This window comes from Frankia sp. CcI156, from assembly GCF_001983015.1.
Lineage (GTDB): Bacteria > Actinomycetota > Actinomycetes > Frankiales > Frankiaceae > Frankia > Frankia casuarinae.
In genome coordinates, this window is record NZ_MOMD01000010.1 from 1 (window position 1) to 18,245 (window position 18,245).

14 protein-coding genes are annotated in these 18,245 nt (G+C 71.4%); 6 read left to right on the forward strand and 8 right to left on the reverse strand.

Translation table 11 applies throughout. The annotated features are described in order from the left end of the window. Window positions 1-224: 224 nt before the first annotated feature. Genes CcI156_RS04385 through CcI156_RS04400 form a run of 4 tightly spaced genes read left to right on the forward strand, consistent with a single transcriptional unit; the run spans window position 225 to window position 4,672 of the window. Complete coding sequence (locus tag CcI156_RS04385) at window positions 225-1,307, forward strand: UDP-glucuronic acid decarboxylase family protein (RefSeq protein WP_011435737.1); 1,083 nt, start codon at window positions 225-227, stop codon at window positions 1,305-1,307. 44 nt (window positions 1,308-1,351) lie between these two features. Then, entirely contained in the window at window positions 1,352-2,224 is an 873-nt protein-coding gene (locus CcI156_RS04390; protein WP_051623794.1) for a hypothetical protein, read from the forward strand. A gap of 26 nt (window positions 2,225-2,250) precedes the next feature. Then, on the forward strand, window positions 2,251-3,915 hold the full coding sequence (locus tag CcI156_RS04395) for a hypothetical protein (protein ID WP_076804379.1): 1,665 nt from the start codon (window positions 2,251-2,253) through the stop codon (window positions 3,913-3,915). Continuing rightward, window positions 3,902-4,672, forward strand: a complete 771-nt coding sequence (locus tag CcI156_RS04400; RefSeq protein WP_023840571.1) for an FkbM family methyltransferase — start codon at window positions 3,902-3,904, stop codon at window positions 4,670-4,672. Before CcI156_RS04395 ends, CcI156_RS04400 begins: the two co-directional genes overlap by 14 nt. Here the strand turns inward: CcI156_RS04400 and CcI156_RS04405 are convergent. From CcI156_RS04405 to CcI156_RS04440, 8 genes are all read right to left on the reverse strand, one after another. Further along, the gene (locus CcI156_RS04405) at window positions 4,656-5,660 is read right to left on the reverse strand and encodes a glycosyltransferase (RefSeq protein ID WP_076804380.1); all 1,005 of its coding nucleotides are present in this window, start codon (window positions 5,658-5,660) and stop codon (window positions 4,656-4,658) included. The genes CcI156_RS04400 and CcI156_RS04405 overlap by 17 nt on opposite strands. Then, entirely contained in the window at window positions 5,657-6,514 is an 858-nt protein-coding gene (locus CcI156_RS04410; protein WP_076804382.1) for an FkbM family methyltransferase, read from the reverse strand. The genes CcI156_RS04405 and CcI156_RS04410 overlap by 4 nt, the downstream gene beginning before the upstream one ends. Before the next feature lie 77 nt (window positions 6,515-6,591). Then, the gene (locus CcI156_RS04415) at window positions 6,592-8,634 is read right to left on the reverse strand and encodes a heparinase II/III family protein (RefSeq protein ID WP_076804384.1); all 2,043 of its coding nucleotides are present in this window, start codon (window positions 8,632-8,634) and stop codon (window positions 6,592-6,594) included. After that, entirely contained in the window at window positions 8,631-9,683 is a 1,053-nt protein-coding gene (locus tag CcI156_RS04420) for a glycosyltransferase family 2 protein (RefSeq protein WP_076804386.1), read from the reverse strand. Before CcI156_RS04420 ends, CcI156_RS04415 begins: the two co-directional genes overlap by 4 nt. After that, window positions 9,680-10,675 (reverse strand): glycosyltransferase, encoded by a 996-nt coding sequence (locus CcI156_RS04425; RefSeq protein WP_023840573.1) that lies wholly within the window; start codon window positions 10,673-10,675, stop codon window positions 9,680-9,682. Before CcI156_RS04425 ends, CcI156_RS04420 begins: the two co-directional genes overlap by 4 nt. Before the next feature lie 5 nt (window positions 10,676-10,680). Further along, complete coding sequence (locus tag CcI156_RS04430) at window positions 10,681-12,540, reverse strand: FkbM family methyltransferase (RefSeq protein WP_076804388.1); 1,860 nt, start codon at window positions 12,538-12,540, stop codon at window positions 10,681-10,683. Next, on the reverse strand, window positions 12,537-13,901 hold the full coding sequence (locus tag CcI156_RS04435) for a glycosyltransferase family 4 protein (protein ID WP_082456658.1): 1,365 nt from the start codon (window positions 13,899-13,901) through the stop codon (window positions 12,537-12,539). The genes CcI156_RS04430 and CcI156_RS04435 overlap by 4 nt, the downstream gene beginning before the upstream one ends. Window positions 13,902-14,031: 130 nt before the next feature. Next, window positions 14,032-15,270 (reverse strand): glycosyltransferase family 4 protein, encoded by a 1,239-nt coding sequence (locus CcI156_RS04440; RefSeq protein ID WP_254847269.1) that lies wholly within the window; start codon window positions 15,268-15,270, stop codon window positions 14,032-14,034. Window positions 15,271-15,569: 299 nt separating this feature from the next. On the opposite strand from CcI156_RS04440, the gene CcI156_RS04445 reads away from it, so the two are divergent. Then, window positions 15,570-17,828 carry a bi-domain-containing oxidoreductase gene (locus tag CcI156_RS04445; RefSeq protein ID WP_076804392.1) on the forward strand — a complete coding sequence of 753 codons (2,259 nt, stop codon included), beginning with the start codon at window positions 15,570-15,572 and terminating at the stop codon, window positions 17,826-17,828. Between the two features lie 46 nt (window positions 17,829-17,874). Beyond that, on the forward strand, window positions 17,875-18,245 hold a 371-nt coding region (locus CcI156_RS04450; protein WP_139341411.1), incomplete at its 3' end, for a GDP-mannose 4,6-dehydratase.

Genomic DNA, 18,245 nt, shown 5'->3' on the forward strand with positions numbered 1-18,245 from the left:
GAGTGGCGGTGGGGCCTGAGTGGCGGTGGGGCCTGAGTGGCGGTGGGTGGCGGTTGCGGCGTCATCGGGTGGAGACACGCGGGTTCCCCGCCGTGGTCGTCCTCCTTCTATCACTGTCAGTGATAGAAGGAGGGCTGTCCGAGGGGCGCGCAGTGTCGTTGTCGACCGATGGCGGTACGTGACGCCCATGGCCCGGCTTTCCTTACTCACGGGTGGTGGTTGGAGTGACCAGGCGGGTCGTCGTCGCCGGCGGGGCCGGCTTCCTCGGAAGCCATCTCTGTGACCGCCTGCTGGCTCGGGGTGCCGAGGTGATCTGCGTCGACAACTTCCTCACCGGCCGGCCGGGCAACATCGACCATCTTCGGAGGCATGGCGGGTTCCGCCTGCTGCGGCGGGACGTGACCGAGCCGATCGACGTCACTGGCCCGGTCGACGCCGTGCTGAACTTCGCCTCCCCCGCGTCCCCGGTGGACTATCGGGCCCTGCCCCTGGAGACTCTGTCGGTCGGTGCGTCGGGTACCGCGAACCTGCTGGATCTGGCATATCGCAAGAACGCCCGGTTCCTTCTGGCCTCCACCTCGGAGGTCTATGGCGACCCCCGGGTCCACCCCCAGCCGGAGGAGTACTGGGGCCACGTCAATCCGATCGGTCCGAGGAGCATGTACGACGAGGCCAAGCGCTTCGCCGAGGCGTTGACCACCGCCCACCGCGCCACCCACGGCACGTCCACCGGGATCATCCGGATCTTCAACACCTATGGGCCGAGGATGCGCGCCGACGACGGGCGTGCCATCCCGACCTTCATTGCGCAGGCCCTGCGTGGCCAAGCCGTCACCGTTGCGGGCGAGGGTCGCCAGACCCGGTCGCTGTGCTACGTCGACGATCTGGTGGAGGGGGTCGTGCGCATGCTGGACAGCGACCTTCCCGGTCCGGTGAATCTCGGCAGTCCCCAGGAGATGACGATCATTGATGCGGCGCGGCTCGTCGTGGAGGTATGCGGGGCTGACGTCCCGATCACCTTCGTTCCGCGACCRCAGGACGATCCCACCGTGCGCTGCCCCGACATCACGCTGGCGCGGGAGGCGCTTGGATGGCGACCCCTGGTGGACGTACGGGACGGGCTTGCCCGCACCGTGGCCTGGTTCCACGGACGTGTCGAGCGGCCGCGGTCCCCGTGGCTGGTGCCCCGTCAGGAGCCGCCGGCAGGCTCGGACGTGCTGGGCGGTGACCGCGACGGGTTCACCGTGCGGACTGGTGAACCGGGGCTGGCGGTCAAGGTGGGTGAGGACGACGCGACGGATTCGTGACCTCAATCCATTGCTCTTTGTAAGACGTCGACTACTTTAAGTATGTGACCCAGGATGGCTCTGGAAACCTCGCGGCGATCTCCGGGCATCGTGCCGGTCCGCTGCGCTGGCGGCTGGCGGGACGTCTGGCCGCGGGCCTTCCCAGCCTGCGCGGTCGTGGCTGGCCGACCCGATGGATGCAGGACCCTGCGAACACCTACAGCGGTCCCCGCTATCGGCCACCAGCGCTCGCGCCGGTGTTCGACGCGGTTCTGCGCCCCGGTGACTGTTGCTATGACGTCGCTGCTGGCCTCGGGATCTACACCCTGTGGGCGGCCGGGGTAGTGGGAGCGGCCGGCGAGGTGCATGCCTTCGAGGAAGCACCGCGCACCGGGGCGACGCTCGCGGCACTGGTCGAGCGCAACCGGCTCTCGAGTGTCCACCTGTCCAGTGCCGCGGTGGGTGCCAGTGCCACGGTGGGTGCCAGTGCCGCGGTGGGCGTCGCGCCCATCCCGGGCGCGACGCCCATCACCCTCGATGCCCACGCCGCGCGGCACCGACCGCCCGCCCTGGTCAGGATCGGTGGTGAGGCCGAGAGCCTCGACGTGCTGCGCGGCGCCGGTGAGCTCCTACGGGCGCATCGGCCGGCCCTCCTGCTGGCGATGCCGCCCCGCCCCGCCCGCCGCGGCGGAGACCGTTCCGGCGAGAACAGCCACCGCGGCGAAGGGGATCGGCGGGCTGCCGGGGAGAATCCCGGTGAGCTGGTCTCGCTGCTGGCCGCCGCCGGCTACCGGATCCTCAATCTGAGCCGGCGCGGGCTGACCGGGCAGGGCGTCTTCTCGCCGAACGTGCTCGCGCTCCACGACGGCTGGGAGCGTTTCGAACAGGTCGCCGTCACCCTGCGGCGTACGCCGCTGCCCCGCGACCGGACGGCGTGAGGTTCGGGCATGCCTGATCTTCTCTGTTGGCGAACTCTCTGCTGGCGGACGTCCCGGGCCGCCTGCCCGCTCGCGGGATGTCCGCGGCGCCACTCAGGTACGCCTGCCGGCGACGCCTCGCCGATCCCCTCGGGTGCGCCGTGGTGATCGCCCCGGCCGTGCCGGGTGGGAGGGTTGCCCACGCCGTCCGCCGTCCGCCGCTGCTGTGGCTGATGATCGTGATGGTCGGCGTGGTGCCGTGGTTCGTCGAGGCGCTCCGGCTGCCGTCCGAGCCCGACCGGGTGGTCCTGCGCTCGGTGGCGTTCACGTTCGAATGCCTCGCCGCGCTGCTCCTGGTCGGTGCGCGAGCGGGGCGTGGTTACGGGCTGGGGTTGTTCCGTCTCGGCCCCTGGTACCTGCTGTGGACCGGGATGTCGTTCGGGCTGGTGTCACTGGTCTGGCACACCCCCCAGCTGGACACTCCGCAGATCCATCTCGACGGCGTGCTGCGGGCACTCGCCCTGGCGAGCCTCGCCCTGCCRCTGTGGACCTGCGGATACCTGCTCGGCCCGGGCCGGCTGGTGACGCGCGCGGCCACCCGGTTTGCCACCGCGGCGGCGCCCGGGACCGGTACCCGGCTGCGCGACCGGAGCGTGCTGTGGATCCTGTGCGGGATCTCGGTGGYGGCCCGGGTCCTGCAGATTCTCCTGGGCCAGTATGCCTACCTGGGCGACGCGTCCCAGAAGGTCTCCGAGGCGAGTGCCTACGCCCAGCCGCTCACCCTGCTCGGCGGCCTCGGGATGTCCGCCCTGCTCATCGCCGCCGTCGATCTGGCCCGGGGCAGGGAAGACGGGGGCGGGGGGCGTCGGCGGACCTTCGTCGCCCTGCTGTCCGTCGAGATCCTCTTCGCTGTCGCCAGCGGGATGAAGGGGGTGTTCGCGACCAGCGTGTGGGGAGTGCTGATCGCGTTCTCCGTCGCCCGCGGCCGGCTTCCGATGCGGTGGATCGTCGCGGCCGCCGCCATCTTCGTCCTCGTGCTGATTCCCTACAACGCCTCCTACCGGGCCCAGGTACGCGGCCAGAGCCACACCATGGACGCTCGGTCGGCGGTGTCCATGGCGCCGACCGTGCTGGGCCGGACGCTGTCCGGGGACGCCCCCGCGGGGGAAGGCCCCGGGGAGTCACCGTTGGAGTACCTGACCTCGCGGATGCGAGGCATCGACAGTCTGGCCATCGTCGTCCAGCTGTCTCCCGACATCGTTCCCTACCGGGACATCAACGAGCTGTTCCTGGCTCCCGTCCTGACCGCCGTGCCCCGGGCGGTCTGGCCCGACAAACCGATCAGGGCCACCGGCTACGAGTTCAAACAGCAGTACCTCTCGGGGAACGCCCGGATCTACWCCGCGGCCGCTGTCTCCCCCCAGGCCGACCTCTATCTGCACGGGGGCTTGCTTCCCCTGCTGGTCGGCATGGCACTACTGGGCGCCGGTTTCCGACTGATCGACGAGGCGTGGGACCCGATGAAGGATCTACGCTACATCGTGATCTTCGTTCCGCTCTTCCTCCAACTGGTCAACTCCGAGAGCAGCGTGGGGGACCTCCTCGCGGCGTTRCCCATCCAGCTGGCCGTGCTGTTCCTGACGGCACGCTTCGCCTACGGTGGCGCCCGGCCCGCAACGAAGGGAAAAAATCTTGCTTATGGACGCCAGTGATGTTCTTTACCGAACCAAGATCTCGATCGCCGGTGCCCTGACGTCCCCGGCGGTGGGAACGGTCATCGCGGCGGCCACCCGCAACCGGGTCCCCAACCACGGGCTGCGTTTCGACGTGGCTGACCGCGACTTCACCCCGCAGGCGCGGGCGGCGCTGTTCTGGCGGCTGTACGAAGGGGCCGAGATCCGGATGATCCGCCGTCATCTCACGACCTCGGGCACCGTCGTGGAACTTGGTGCGAGTCTGGGCATCACCAGCGCGCATATCGCCTCGCGGCTGGCACCCGGCTCGCGGCTGGTGTGTGTGGAGGCCAATCCCCACCTCATCGAGGGCCTCACGCGACGCCTGGCCGCGTACGCCGGGCACATCACCCTGGACGTGGAGAACAGGGCGATCACGCAGGCCGTGGGTCCGGTGGCGTTCGCCCTCGTCGGGAACAACCTCGGTTCCCGGTTGTGGGACGACGCGTCACGGCGGACCGTCACCATTCCGGCGGCCACGCTTCGGGACCTGCTGGTACGCAAGAGGATCGCTGAGTTCGACCTCGTCAGCGACATCGAGGGTGCGGAGGCGTCGTTTCTGCTGGGGGATCCGGGCGCGCTGGACCGGTGCCGTCGAGCGGTGTTCGAGATGCACGACACGACCTTCGAGGGACGGCCCGTCACCGCGGCGGACCTGCTCGACGCCGCGCGTGGACTGGGCTTCCAGGTGGTCGACCGCCACGGAGTGGTGGTCACGCTCAGCCGGGACGGGTGAGCTCCCCCGTGCCGGCAGCCTTCTCCCGCCGGTCGACTCCCCCCGCGGGGTCCGACGGACCGATCGGCCGGTCCTGGGCCGGGCGAGGACGCGGGACGGAGCGGGCCTCGCGTGTCCACGTACTCCACCGGGACGCCCGGGGTTCCCCGGGCAGGGTCTGGTCGATGTCGGGGATGCGGGCGAGACCGTCCACGACGCCGCGCAGGCCGCAGTGGACGCGGACGATTCCGCGCCGGCGCACCAGCTCGGACACGGCGACCCGGGGCAGCACCGCCAGGAGCAGCCAGGCGGTCACCAGCGCCACCTGCCGCGGGCGGCCGTGGATGCGGGCGAACCACAGCCGGTTGCGCACCGTGTAGTAGGTGTAGCCGTTGCCGGGTACCGTCCCCCCACCGGTGTGCCAGGCCTGGGCCGGACTGACGAGGACACGCCACCCGGCCGCCCGAGCGCGCTGGCAGAGATCCACGTCCTCGTAGTACAGGAAGTACCGAACGGCCATCGGCACCTGCCGATGACACTCGGCCTTGACAAAGGTGATCGCGCCGGTGAMCCACGGCACGTCATCGGCGTGGTCCGTGGGGGTCCGGCGGGCGCGCGGCACGGTGAAGACGCGGGTGAGCCCGGCGAAGCCCGGATGCAGACCGTCGGCGTTGACCAGAGTGGGTCCGACGATGCCCACGCCCGGGCGGGACAGTAGTTCCAGACAGGCGTCGACGGTGGCCGGCACGAGCTGGACGTCATTGTTGAGCAGGAGATAGCAGTCGGTGGCCGGATAGGCGTCACACGCGTGCCGGAAGCCGCCGCCGAAACCGAGGTTGCCGGGGGGGACGAGCCAGGCCGTCTCTTCCCCGAGGCCGTCGGGTCGTCCTCGCAGGTCGTTCGCCACCACGACGACCTCGCTGATCTGAGGCATCGCCGCCAGCTGCGCGGCCAGATCCATCGTCGGCCCGGTCGGCCCCCAGTGGACGATGACCGCCGTGGTCCTCATGCGCGCACCAGGGGCTCGGGAACCTGCCCGGACGCGGGTCGCGGGGTGGAGGGCGGGACGTCTGGCACGGCCAACGTGGACCAGGGTGCCGCCGTCAGGGGCCGCCGGGCCGGCGGCGGAACCTCCGCGTCGACGATGCGGTACCCGTGCCCGCGCAGCAGGTCGCCGACGGCCTCGGCGTTGCGTCCGGTGACCTCGCAGATCACGGTCGGGCGGATGTYGCCCAGAAGCCGGCGCCCACCGCTGAGGACCGCGTGCTCGGCCCCCTCCACGTCGATTTTCACGACGTCCGGTGCCGGGAAATGGGTGAGCAGGCCGTCCAGGGTGAAGGTCGGCACGAGCTGTGCCGCGCGGGTGCCGCCGGTCTGGCTGCTGCCGAATCCGTCCAGATGGCTGGTCGCGCGGTTGCGACTCGCGATGTGGAACGTGCTGATCCCCGGGGCCGCACCGACCGCGGCGGGCAGGATCTTCACCGTGGCGCGGCCATCGGTGGCCGATGATCCGCCGTGGCGTGGTGACCGTGTCTGCGACCGGCGCAACATCCCGACCAGCCAGGTGTCGGGCTCGACCGCGACGACTGTGCCGGACGACGTCGCGGCGGACGCGGCGGCGAAGGCGAACAGTCCCACGTYCGCGCCGATGTCCCAGACCACGTGGCCGGGGCGCACGACCTCGCCGACCAGGTCGGTCAGGACCGGATCGACGGCGGCGAGACTGGGGCGCAGATACTTCAGACCCGCCTCGGAAGAGACGTAGATGCGCGTCGCCTGGAAGGGAGGCGGCAGGCGGCGGGCCACCACCAGATGGTGGGTGAGCCGTTCCGCGAGAGGGCGTAGGACGGACASGGTCGGCACGGTGTTCTCCCGTCGGGAAGTTTGTTCGGTTTCGTGGTGATTCGGTGCGACCGGGGCGGGTCAGGTCCGGGTGTGCGTCAGAGGCGGGCGGGCGACGATTCCGTGTCGCCGGAGCGCAGGTTGCCGGAGCGCGGGCCGCCGGAGCGGACTTCGTGGACGACCGTGGTGCGTACCGCGACAGGCAGCTCGGCATCGATCACGTACGCGGCGGTGTACGCCGGCACCGTACGGCTCCATCCGACCGCCCGGCGGGTGGAGCGCACCACCCACCGCCCCGGTCCGCCGGCCCGCAGGACCAGCCGCCCCTKGGAGGTGGTCACCGTGAGYGCATCCGTGGCCCCGCTCCGGGTGGCCGCGTTCCGGCTGGTCCCGATCGAGGTGGTCCCGATCGAGGTGGTACTGGTTCGCCTGGTATCGGCCGCCGCGGCGGTGACGGACACCCCGGGGGCGAAGTGGAACAGCACCTCGACGTGGTGGCGGCCCTCCCCGGTGATCCGATCGTCGACGGACAACCCACTCGGGTCGAGTCGCCACGTCCGCCAGTGCACGGGTCGCCCGGGAAGGTGGCGGTAGCCGTCATGGCCGGCGGCCAACGTCGCCACGTTTTCGTGGTGGCACATCGTGACAAGAGTGGGACGGGCCCGGCGGCCCGCCCGGAACGCGCCCCAGACCTCGGTCGAGTCGGCGTGATCGACGATGACGGTCGAGTGGGCGGCGGTACCGCGTTCGGCGTCCCGATCCGGTCCGGGGGCGTAGGTCGAGGTCCCGGTATCCACCAGGAGCGGCCGGCCGTCGTGCCAGAGCAGAAACGCGAGGGTGTCGGCGTGGGCGTGGGCCGGAAGGTCCTCGGGACAGGGCAGGCCCACGTCGGCGAGCAGATGCCACGGTCCAGCCGTCAGCACGGCGAGACCGCTGTCGACCAGCAGAAGGGCGTCGGCCCGGTCAGATGCGGGCGTCCGCGGACGGGGCACGGTCCCCACGGTCGACTGCGACGTCGAGGTGGGCATCTCGGCCAGGCGCGGTGCCGGGATCGGAACGGGACCCGGACCCTGGACTGCGATCGGCGTCGGTCTTACCGGAGCCGGGAGAAGCAGCCGCAGAGCCTCGGCGGGCACCGCGAACCCGTCGTTGAGCGTGGGAACCACGCCGTCCGGTCCGAGTACGGCCGTCAGCCAGGCCCGCATCCTGCCGGCCGCGTCGAGCAGGGCGCCGGACACCACGTGGCCCGCCGCGGTGAGCAGCCCGGCGACGTCGTCGAGGTCGGCCAGCACCTGACAGTGATAGGTGGGGGAGCGCTCGTAGTGTCCACCGTCGCTGAGGACCTGCCGATCGAGCTCGCGCAGCAGCGCGTCGACCCATCGTCGGCGGCCGCGGGCGTCGTCATCGGCGACCGCCAGCCCGATCAGCGCCTTGTAGTTCTTCAGCAGGTGGTTCCCGCCGACGTCGGTCTCCAGATGAGTGCGCAGGAAGGACCGGCAGACGCCGAGGTCGGCGAGGACCGCCATCTCGGCGGGCGTTCCCCGCGCGAGCCGGGGCCACAAGGCACACAGCGTCCAGGCCCGGAGTGACACGACGTAGGGCGACCAGGCAACCGGATCGCCCAGGGCCACCGAGGTCCGCCAGGCCAGATACAGCCGGGCGAACATCGCGGGCCCCTGGACAGCCTCGGTGGTGAATGCCCATGCCCAGTCCCAGTAGTGCAGATGGTAGCGCCACAGCAGCGGAGCGTCGGCCTGCCTCCAGTCCCATCGGGCGGGGGCCGCGGCGGCGCCGGCCCCCGCGGCGGCGCCGGTCGTGGGGGTGGGGGGTACGGGGGTTCCAGTAGCGGGAGTGTTGGAGTCCCGGGGACACAGATCGCGGGAGTGACCGAGCAGGGTTAGGCGGCCCGCGACGATCTCGTCGAACATCGGCCGAGCCGGCGGGCATCTGCCGTCGAACGGCAGGAACCCGATCGGCCAGGATTCCGCTGGCGGCCTGCCGCGCAGCAGCATCTCGCCCAGGCCCGGGTGGCGACTCAGGACGGCCCGTTGCCCGCGCAGCCGGACACGGGCACCGAGCTGGACCGGTCGCAGTCCCGCGGTGGTGCGCAGGTAGCGACCGAGCGGAACCGACGCGGTCACCGGTGAACGGACCGAGTCAGTGCGCCGATCGTGAGCTCATACCAGGCGTAGTAGAGACAGAACAGCAGCCCCTGCCGCCCATCCCGCCATCCGCTCCGTAGCAGGTACATGTAGCAGAAGAGGACCGCCGGCTTGGCCGGAACCAGCGGGAAGATCACGTCCCTCGCGATGGTCCGGGTGAGCGGTCGGGTCGACCCGGTGGGCCGGCGCACCTCCTCGCGGACCCGCGCCAACCGCTCCCGGACAGCGGGCTGCGTCACGCGGCGCGCCGCCTCCAGTTCGGCGTAGCGCACGTGCTTGCGTAGCCAGGCGGCGAGTCCCTTGTGGTCCTCGTCGATCAGGTCGGCGGACAGCCGTCCGACCTCACCAGTGACCACGGCCCGTTCGCTGTAGGTGACGGCGGCGTCGAAGTACGCCACCCGCCGATCGAGCAGCCGCGCCTGCCAGCTGTTCGCGTACCACCCGCAATGCGCGATCCAGCGGCCTTCGAACACCAGCCGGCGTCGTTGGCTGTAGGCCGCGCAGTCCGCCGTCCCCAGCCGGGCGGCGATCTCGGCGGCGAGCGCGGTCGACACCCATTCGTCGCTGTCGAGGAAGTACACCCAGTCGTGGGCGATCCCCGGGTTGGTCATCGCCCACTGCCGCTGGCCGGCGAACCCACGCCAGGGCTCGTGCCAGACGGTCGCACCGATGGCGCGGGCCAGATCCKCGGTGCCGTCGGTGGAACCCGAGTCCACGACGACGACCTGTCGACACCAACCGGCGGACCTGATCGCCCGGACGATGTTTGGTGCCTCGTTGTGGGCGAGGATGATCGCGGTGACGGGAACCGATCCCGGCGCCGGCTGTGGCTGTGTCGATCCGGCGGGGGCGGCGGTGTCATAGGGGGTCGGCCAGTTCGCTCGGCGCGGGGTTCGCGTCGTTGCTGGTTCTGGCGCGGCTGGTTCTGGCGCGGCCGGTGCTGGCGTTGCCGGTTCTGGTGCGGCCGGTGGTGCCGCGGGGAACGACGGGCCCTGGCGCGGCGGGATTCGGTGGGTCTGYGTCGTCACGGTGAGCTCTCTCCTGCGTCGAGCAACCAGTCGAAGTAACGCGTCGGATCGAAGGGGTTTCCCGTCTCGGGCCGTGGTGTGAACGTGAGCGCCGTGCGCAGCGCCACGGCGAGATCATCCGCCGACTCCCGGGAGTACGGCACCAGAACCGGGCCGGCCACCTCGCGGTTGTGTGAGGTGTCGCGGGCGATGACGGGTATCCCGGCGAGCCGTGCCTCGGCGAGCGGGTAGCCGAAGGACTCCATCGTCGTCGGCTGCAGCAACGCGCCGGCATCGCGTTGGTGGGCCCGCAGCTCGGCCGGCGTCAGCCGGCCCACGAACCGCAGCGTCCGACAGTGGGACAGGCCGTGTTCGTGGGCCTCGCGATCGGTCGCGGTGACCGTGATCGCGAGGTGGGCTCCGATCTCCTCCTGAAGCCGGGTCGCGGCGGCATCGACCATGCGGAGCAAGTGCCCCATCGGTTTGAACGGCGCGAACAACACGGGACACAGAAACCGGCCCGGCGTACGGGCCTGGGGAGGGGTCGGATCGGGGGACAGCGGATGGGGCCGGACCACCAGCCTGGCGGACAGGCTAGGAAGTATGGTGAGAACCCGGTCCGCCATCGTGGTCGTCGGTACGACGACCACGTCCGCACGACGGGCGAACAGCCGCACGAGACGTGCTGTCCGTGCCACGCCGTCGGGCAGGCCGCCGGGTAGCCGCCGGGCCTCCTCCGCCGGCAGGAAGTGCAGCACGTTGCGCAGCAGGACCCACCGTTCGCCGCGGGTCGCGAGGAAGCCGACGTTGTTGAGGGCGATCGCGCGCGCGTACCGCCCAGGYCGCTCCCGGCGGGCGAGCCAGCCCGGTCCGATCCGGCGATCTCGGCCGACCAGATGGACCTGCAGGCCCGGCCGAAAACTCAGGTAACCGTCCAGTTCGGTCAGGAACCGCAATGCCCCGCCCATCCGGGCACCGGCACAGTCGACCAGGATCGGGTGGGTGCTGGACATCGGCCTCACGCCGAGACACCCCGCGGTGCGGGGTCGTCGACGAAACCGGGCTCGGATGACGGGCGGCTGCCGGGTACCGACACCGGGCGACCGTCGGGCTGCGCGGACCCGCGGATGGCCCGGGTCGTCGATCGGGTCCGGCGGGCGTAGAGGTAGCCCGACGCCGCGTCGCCCAGATGGGCAGTCGGCACCAGGTCGTTACCGAGCAGAGTGACCTCGAAGCCGTGCCGGACCAGCAGGTCGTCGAGCGTAYGGGGATCGCCGAACCCGGTGTGCACCTCCATCACGATCCGACCAACCGCGTCCAGCCATCCAGGCTCGTCGAACAGGGCGAACTCGGAGCCTTCGATGTCCAGCTTGACGAGGTCGACCTGGTCGACCCCGCCAGCCTCGAACACCTCTGCCATGGTGAGGACGTCGACGTCCCCGTCCCAGTGTGTCGCGTTCCGGCGGGCCCGCGGATCGGCGAACACGCCGGCGGTCGGACCGACCAGGGCGTGGAGCAGCTGGATGTGGTTCGACACACCGTTGCCGGCGGCATGGTTGATGAAGGCGGGGGCGAACCCGCGCTGCGCCTCGACGGCAATCACATCGGCGCCCGCTCGCGCCGCGAGCACCGAGAACAGGCCCTGGTTTGCGCCGAGGTCGACGACGACCTCGCCGGCCGCCGGCGCGTACCCGGGGAGGGCGTGGTAGACCCCGCGGCAGTACATCTCGCGCGCGCCGCCGAACGCGGTGCCGGGCAACATGACCGTCACCCCGGGCAGCGGCCGGTAGGTGTGGCCGCCGGTGGCCATCGCCCGGTCGGCGGCATCCAGGTTGCCCGCCCGGCGGATGGTCGGAGCATGCCGGGCCACGGCGGCACCGAAGCGCAGCGCCGTCGGGGGACCAGCCACCCTGGCGATCCGTTGGAGGTCCTGGAGCAGCTGGGTGGCCTGGTCGATCCGGAACATCCGGGTCTCCGTTCGGTCGGGAGAGCGGCTTGGGGTCACCCGATAGGGTGATGAGGTGGCCTGCGCCGCGATACCGGCCGCGAACGGCCGCGGACGATGGTCCAGGTCGCGGCGGGCCGCGTCGATCGCGAACGCCTTGTCCTCGATGAGCCGGGCGATCTGTTCGGCCTTCAACCTTGGCGAGGACACCCGCCGCTCGTAGGCGCGGGTCACGGCGATGACGGGGCGGACCGGCACGGGCACGCAGATCACCCGCCGGCCGACGGCGGCGCCGGCCGTGATCACGACCTGCCGGAACGTCAATGCCTCCGGCCCGGCGACGTCATAGGCGCGTCCGATCGCCGCCGCGGTCGTCGTTGCGCGCAGCACGGTGCGGGCCAGGTCCTCGACGTGCACCGGCTGCTGCAGATGATGCCCCCCGCCGGGGACCGGCAGCACCGGAACGCGCCGGAGCAGCGCCAGCAGCCGGGCCATGTTCCGGTCGTCGGGACCCCCGTAGATCATCGTCGGTCGGATGATCGTCCAGTCCAGCCCGCTCGCCGCGATGGTCCCCTCGGCCGCTACCCGGATCCGCTTCGAGGGTGGATCGAGCGTGGTGAAGATCCCGGTGGTGGAAAGGAAGACGGCCCGGCGAATGCCGGCCGCACGGGCGGCGGTCACGATCGTCTCCGCATGGCCGAACCCGAGTGAGGCGATGTTGATCAGCGCCTCGCAGTTCGCCTCGCGGAACGCCGGGAGCAACGTCGCCGGATCGTCGAGGTCACCGCGCACAGTCCCCGCGCCGTGTCGGCGCAGCTTCGTCGCCGCCGCGTCGCTGCGCGCCAGCCCGACGACCCGGTGTCCGTCCGCGAGCGCCCGGTCGACCACCCGGCTTCCGAGGAAACCGGTGCCACCGGTGATGAGGAACCTCATGCGACCACGTCCGGTGCAGGTACCGGTGCAGGTACCTGCACCGGTGGGGAAAGGGTCGTCGGTGGAGGCGGCGCCGGGAACGGTGCGTTGTCGAACAGCAGCGTCTGGTACCGGCGGGCCAGATCGTCGCGATCGTAGTGGGCCTCGACGTGCGCCCGCCCGCCGCGGGCCATCCGCGCCCGGCGGTCCGGGTCCGCCGCCAGGACCAGGATCGCCTCCGCCAGCGCGGCCGAGTCCTCGGGGGGCACGACCATCTGCCCGGCGGCAAGGAGGATCCGGGCCGCCTCGCCGCGGACCGCCCCGATCACCGGGCGGCCCGCGGCGAGGAACTCGAACATCTTCGATGGGATGAACGTGTCGAACATCGGCACGTCCCGCAGTGGGACAACGCAGATGTCGGCGGTCGCGACGACGGCGGGTACCTCCTCGCGGGCAACCCCGTCGCGCAGCACCGTGTTGGCCAGTCCCAGGCTCTCGACGTGCCCGACGAGCCTGCGTTTCTCGGCCCCCTCACCGACGAAGGCGAACCGGATCGGCCGGCCGGTCACCCGGGCGGCCGCGTCGGCGATCGAGGTCAGTCCGTGCGAGATGCCGTGGGCGCCGAGGTAGAGCACGAGGGTGTCGCCGTCGGTGGCGCCCAGCCAGGCCCGGATGTCGGCCGAGGCCGCGGTCGTCGGGTGGAACCGGCGGAGGTCCACGCCGTTGGGAATCACGTGCACCTTGCGCGGCGCGATGCCTCGTCGCACGATGTCCTCCCGGAACCCCTCCGTCACCGTGACAACGGCGTCGGCGGCCCGGTAGGCGGCGAGTTCGAGGCGTTCGAGAACGCCGAGGACCCGCCGGTCGGTGAGGACGCCGAGGTGCTCGAAGATGGCCGGCCACAGGTCGCGGACCTCCACAACCAGCCGGGCGCCGCGCAGCCTGGCGAGCAGCCAGGCCGAGCCGAGGGGAAAGAAGGTCGGCGAGGACACCACCACCACGTCGGCCGGGCCGGCGGGCCGGCCGCCGAGCAGGACGCTGGTGACCATGAACGACAGATGACCGAGGGTCTTGCGGGCGATCCCCTCGTTGGGAGTGGCATAGAGCCAGGTGCGTACGACGCGGTACCCGTCGACCCGCTCGGTCCGCAGCCAGGCGCCGCGATAGGCGGCAGGGATCTTGCCCGTCGGGTGGTTCGGCATGCCGGTGAGTACGGTGACGTCGAGCCCGTTCGCCGCCCACGCGCGTGCCGTCTCCGACAACCGGGACTGGGGAGCTCCGGTCTCCGGGGGGAAGTAGTGCGTCACCAGCAGGACGCGCGACCGGACAGGAGAGGGGACCACCGACCTCGACCTCCAGTCGCCCTTTACATACTTCACCATGAGTAATGTATTGTATTCTGTGAGTGACTAAACGTAGGCGATGTCGCATCGCGTGTGTCGCGCTTCGTATCGATCTCATTGCCATCCGTCGTCGTTGTCGGCCGCCTGGCGGTCGCGGGGTACGAGCCGATCAGTGGCTTCGACCGGCATCCCCCAGTGGCCGGGTCCCGTCGGTCYGGTCTGTCCTGTCCGGGTTCGTCGGCCGGCGTTGCGACGGGATCGCCGCGACTCCGGACGCGGCCGGTGTGGGGGACGCGGCCGGTGTGGGGGACGCGGCCGGTGTGGGGGACGCGGCCGGCATGGGGGACGCGGCCGGCATGGGGGACGGGTGCGGGCGGGCGGGAACGGCGCGCGAGTGGCGGGCGGAGTCCCGTCCCGCCGCGACGCGCTGTGGAGCGTTCAGGTACCCGAGGAGCACCAGCCCGGCCGCCGTGTCGGCGAGCAGGCGAACGGGCAGTGGTCCGTCCGCGGCGAATCCCAAGGCGACGAGGACCGCCGTCAGGACGCCAACCAGCCCGGTCACCCGGGTGTGTGACCACCCGGCGGTGGTGAGTCGCTGGTAGGCATGGGTGCGGTGGGGCAGGTACCACTGTTCCTTCGCCCGCACCCGGCGTAGCAGAGTCCAGGCGGTGTCGGCCAGGTACAGCGCCGTCGGTGCCAAGGCGGTCTCCACCGGTATTCCCGCCAGGACCGCCCGCACCGCCAGGAGCGCGATCGCGGCTCCCAGCGAATAGCTGCCCACGTCCCCGAGGAAGATGCGGGCCCGAGGAAAGTTGAACGGGCCGAAACCGAGCGCCGCGGCCGCCGTGAGAGCACCGCCGGTCGTGATCGCGTCCACGTGTTGGACGGCTCCGAGCACCGTGAACGCCGCCCCGGCCAGGACCGCCGTCGTCACCGAGATGCCGTTGATGCCGTCCATGAAGTTGAAGACGTTGACGAACGCGGTGATCCAGACCGGTGCGATGATCGTGACGAGCAGGACGGTTGTGCCGCTCGGAACCGGGTCGTCGAGCACCGCCCCGCRCACCGCCGTCACCGCGACGACGGCCGCGGTGACGTGCAGGGCCAGCCGGCGCGGCGGAGCGATGCCGCTGAGGTCCTCGACGAGTCCGATCAGGCCGAACGGGGCGATGCCGATGGTCAACGACAGCAGGTCGCGGGCGTCGCCGGGCCCAGGGATGCACACCGCCAGGCCGATGCCCGCGAACAGCCCGAGGACGACTGYGATACCGCCGCCACGCGGGGTCGGGACCTGGTGCGAGGACCGCGCGGTGACCTCGTCGATCGCCGCCATCCGACGCATGCCGACGATGACGATCGGGGTCGCCGCGAGGGTGACGATGCACGCGGCGGCCGACGCTTCGAGCATGCCGTTCCTCCGGGTCTGACACTTCGAATGGGCGAGGCCGATGTTCATCGCTGAATGTAATGCATCAACTACACTGCGCAGCATGATGCGAGCGTGGGCGCCCCCGACGCCCTCACTTCCCCCGGTCGTACCGAAGACTCGGGCCGACACGCCGGTACGGGTCCGCGCGTGGGTGCGGGTCCACCTGCCGGCGCCGACCGTCGGCCGGCGCGGCGGCGCCCTGGTGGCGTGGTGAAGCAGGTGGCGTGGTGAAGCAGGTGGCGTGGTGAAGCAGGTGGCGTGGTGAAGCAGGTGGCGTGGTGAAGCAGGTGGTACAGGCGGCGTCCGGCGGGGCGGTGCGCGTCGTCGACGTTCCCGTGCCGGTCATCGGTCCGACCGAGGTGCTGGTGGCGACCGTTGCGACGATCGTGTCCGCCGGCACGGAACGTGCCGTTACCACGCTCGCCCGCTCCGGGCTGCTGACCAAGGCGCGGGCCCGCCCGGACCTTGTCCGCAAGGTCGCGGAGAAGGCGAGGACCGACGGTCTCATCCCGGCCGCGCGTTCGGTCCGGGACCGGCTCGGCGCCGACGTTCCCCTCGGCTACAGCGGATGTGGTCGCGTCGTCGAGGTGGGCTCCGCGGTTGACCGCATCCGCCCCGGTGACCTCGTCGCCACGGGTGGGGCCGGGCGCGCCAACCACGCCGAGTTCCAGGCCGTTCCCGGGTTGCTCTGCGCCCGGGTGCCGGGCGGGGTCGACCCGGGGGCGGCGGCGTTCGCCACGATCGGCTCTATCGCCCTGCACGGGCTGCGCCTGGCGGAGGTGGGCCCCGGGGCGAAGGTGGTGGTCGTCGGGCTGGGGCTGGTCGGTCAGCTCGCAGCCCGGCTCGGGCTCGCCAGCGGATGTGACGTCGCCGGCATCGACCTTGCCGATCTGCCGCTGGTCACCGCCGAGGCGAGCGGTGTCCGTGCGCTGCGGGAGTCCGGCGAGGCCACCACCGCCGCGGTCCGCGCATGGAGCCGGGGCCGTGGTGCCGACGCGGTCCTCATCTGCGCCGCTGGTCGCTCGGCGGAACCGGTCATGCGGGCCACCGCGCTGGCCCGGGACCGGGCGCAGTTGGTCGTGGTGGGTGACGTCGGACTGGGCCTGCTTCGCGCGCCGTTCTACGACAAGGAGCTGACGCTGCGCTTCGCCCGCTCCTACGGACCGGGCCGGTACGAGCGTGGCTACGAGGAGTGGGGGGTTGACTACCCGGCCGGGCAGGTCCGCTGGACCGAGGGACGCAACCAGGAGGCCGTGCTCGACCTGCTCGCGGCCGACCGGCTGCGAGTTGATGATCTTGTCACCCACGCCTTTCCGATCGACGCGGCGCCGCGGGCCTACGAGATCGTCGCCACCCGCAGCGAGCCGTACCTGGGGATCCGTTTCGACTACCCGGCGTCGGCTGCCTCCGAACGGGTCGGGTCCGAACGGGTCGGGTCCGAACGGGTCGGGTCCGAACGGGTCGGGTCCGCGGTGGCCGGGGCTGCACTGGCGCACAGCGCGGGCCCGACCCGGGACCGGTCGGTCAGCCCGCGGCCGCGGGTGCCCCGCCAGCGATCCGCCCCAGCGGGACGTCGGGGCAGCCGGGTCGGCTGGATCGGGGCCGGGACGTTCTCCGGATCGGTTCTGCTGCCCGCCTTCCGGGCGGCCGGGTTTGACCAGTTGGTCACGGTGGCCTCCGCCGGTGGCCGGTCGGCCAGGGCCTTCGCGGACCGGCACGGGTTCGCCGGGGCGGTGGCCGGCGCCGACGCCGTGCTGGACGACGACGACGTCGACGTGGTCGTCATCGCGACGCCGCATGCGACGCATGCCGACCTCGCCGCCCGGGCCCTGGAACGCGGTCGGCACGTATGGTGCGAGAAGCCGCTCGCGCTGAGCCTCGACGAGCTCAACCGGGTGGAGAAGGCGGCGGCGACCGGCGGCGGGGTGCTTGTCGTCGGATACAACCGGCGTTTTTCCCCGGCGGTCACCGCAGCTCGCGCGGCGCTGGCCGACCGGGATGGTCCTCTCACGTTGAGCTATCGGATCGCCGCCGGGCCGGTGCCGGCCGACCACTGGTACAACGACCGGGTCCAGGGTGGCCGGCTGCTCGGTGAGGTCTGCCATTTCGTCGACACCTGTGCCGCGCTCGCCGGCAGCGAGGTGGACACGGTGACGGCGCTCGCCGGGCGGGAGGCCGAGCTGTTGCTTGCTCCCGATGTGGCGGTCACGCTCCGGCATGCCGACGGTTCCCTGTCTGCCATCTCCTACAGTTCCGCCCGTCCCCGCGGAGTGCGTAAGGAGCACCTCGAGGCGCTGGCGGGCAGCCGGCACGTCCGCATCGACGACTACCGCGAACTGGTGATCGATGGACGTTCCACCTGGAAGGGGCCGCAGGACAAGGGGCATCACGCCGCCGCGGCGGCCTTCCTGCGGATGTGCCGCGGCAGCGACACCGGTGTCACCGCGGAGCTGCTCGCCTCGAGCCGGGCGACCCTCGCGGCCGCTGACGCGCTCGGTGCCGAGGTACCGCGAAGCCCGGCCCGGCTGGGTTCCTGAATAGCTGGGAACCCGGCCGAAGATTTTTTCGACGARAGGATTCGACGTGCCTCGCGCGCTGATTACCGGGATTACCGGTCAGGACGGGTTGTATCTGGGYGAGTTGCTGACCGCGAAGGGTTATGAGGTGTTCGGGTTGGTGCGGGGGCAGTCGAACCCGAAGGTGGCGACGGTGGAGCGGCTGGTGCCGGGGGTGGTGTTGTTGGAGGGGGATCTGACGGATCTTCCGTCGTTGATCGGGGCGGTGGAGATCTCGCAGCCGGACGAGGTGTACAACCTGGGGGCGATCTCGTTCGTGGGGTTGTCGTGGAAGCAGGCGGAGCTGACCGGGGAGACGACGGGGATGGGGGTGCTGCGGGTTCTGGAGGCGTTGCGGATCGCGGGTGGTAACGACATGTCGGGGGTGCGGTTCTATCA

Excerpts from the sequence above, each read along its gene's own strand:
- CcI156_RS04400 (WP_023840571.1), top strand. The coding sequence starts at position 3,902 with ATGGACGCCAGTGATGTTCTTTACCGAACCAAGATCTCGATCGCCGGT.
- CcI156_RS04435 (WP_082456658.1), bottom strand. The coding sequence starts at position 13,901 with ATGGTGAAGTATGTAAAGGGCGACTGGAGGTCGAGGTCGGTGGTCCCC.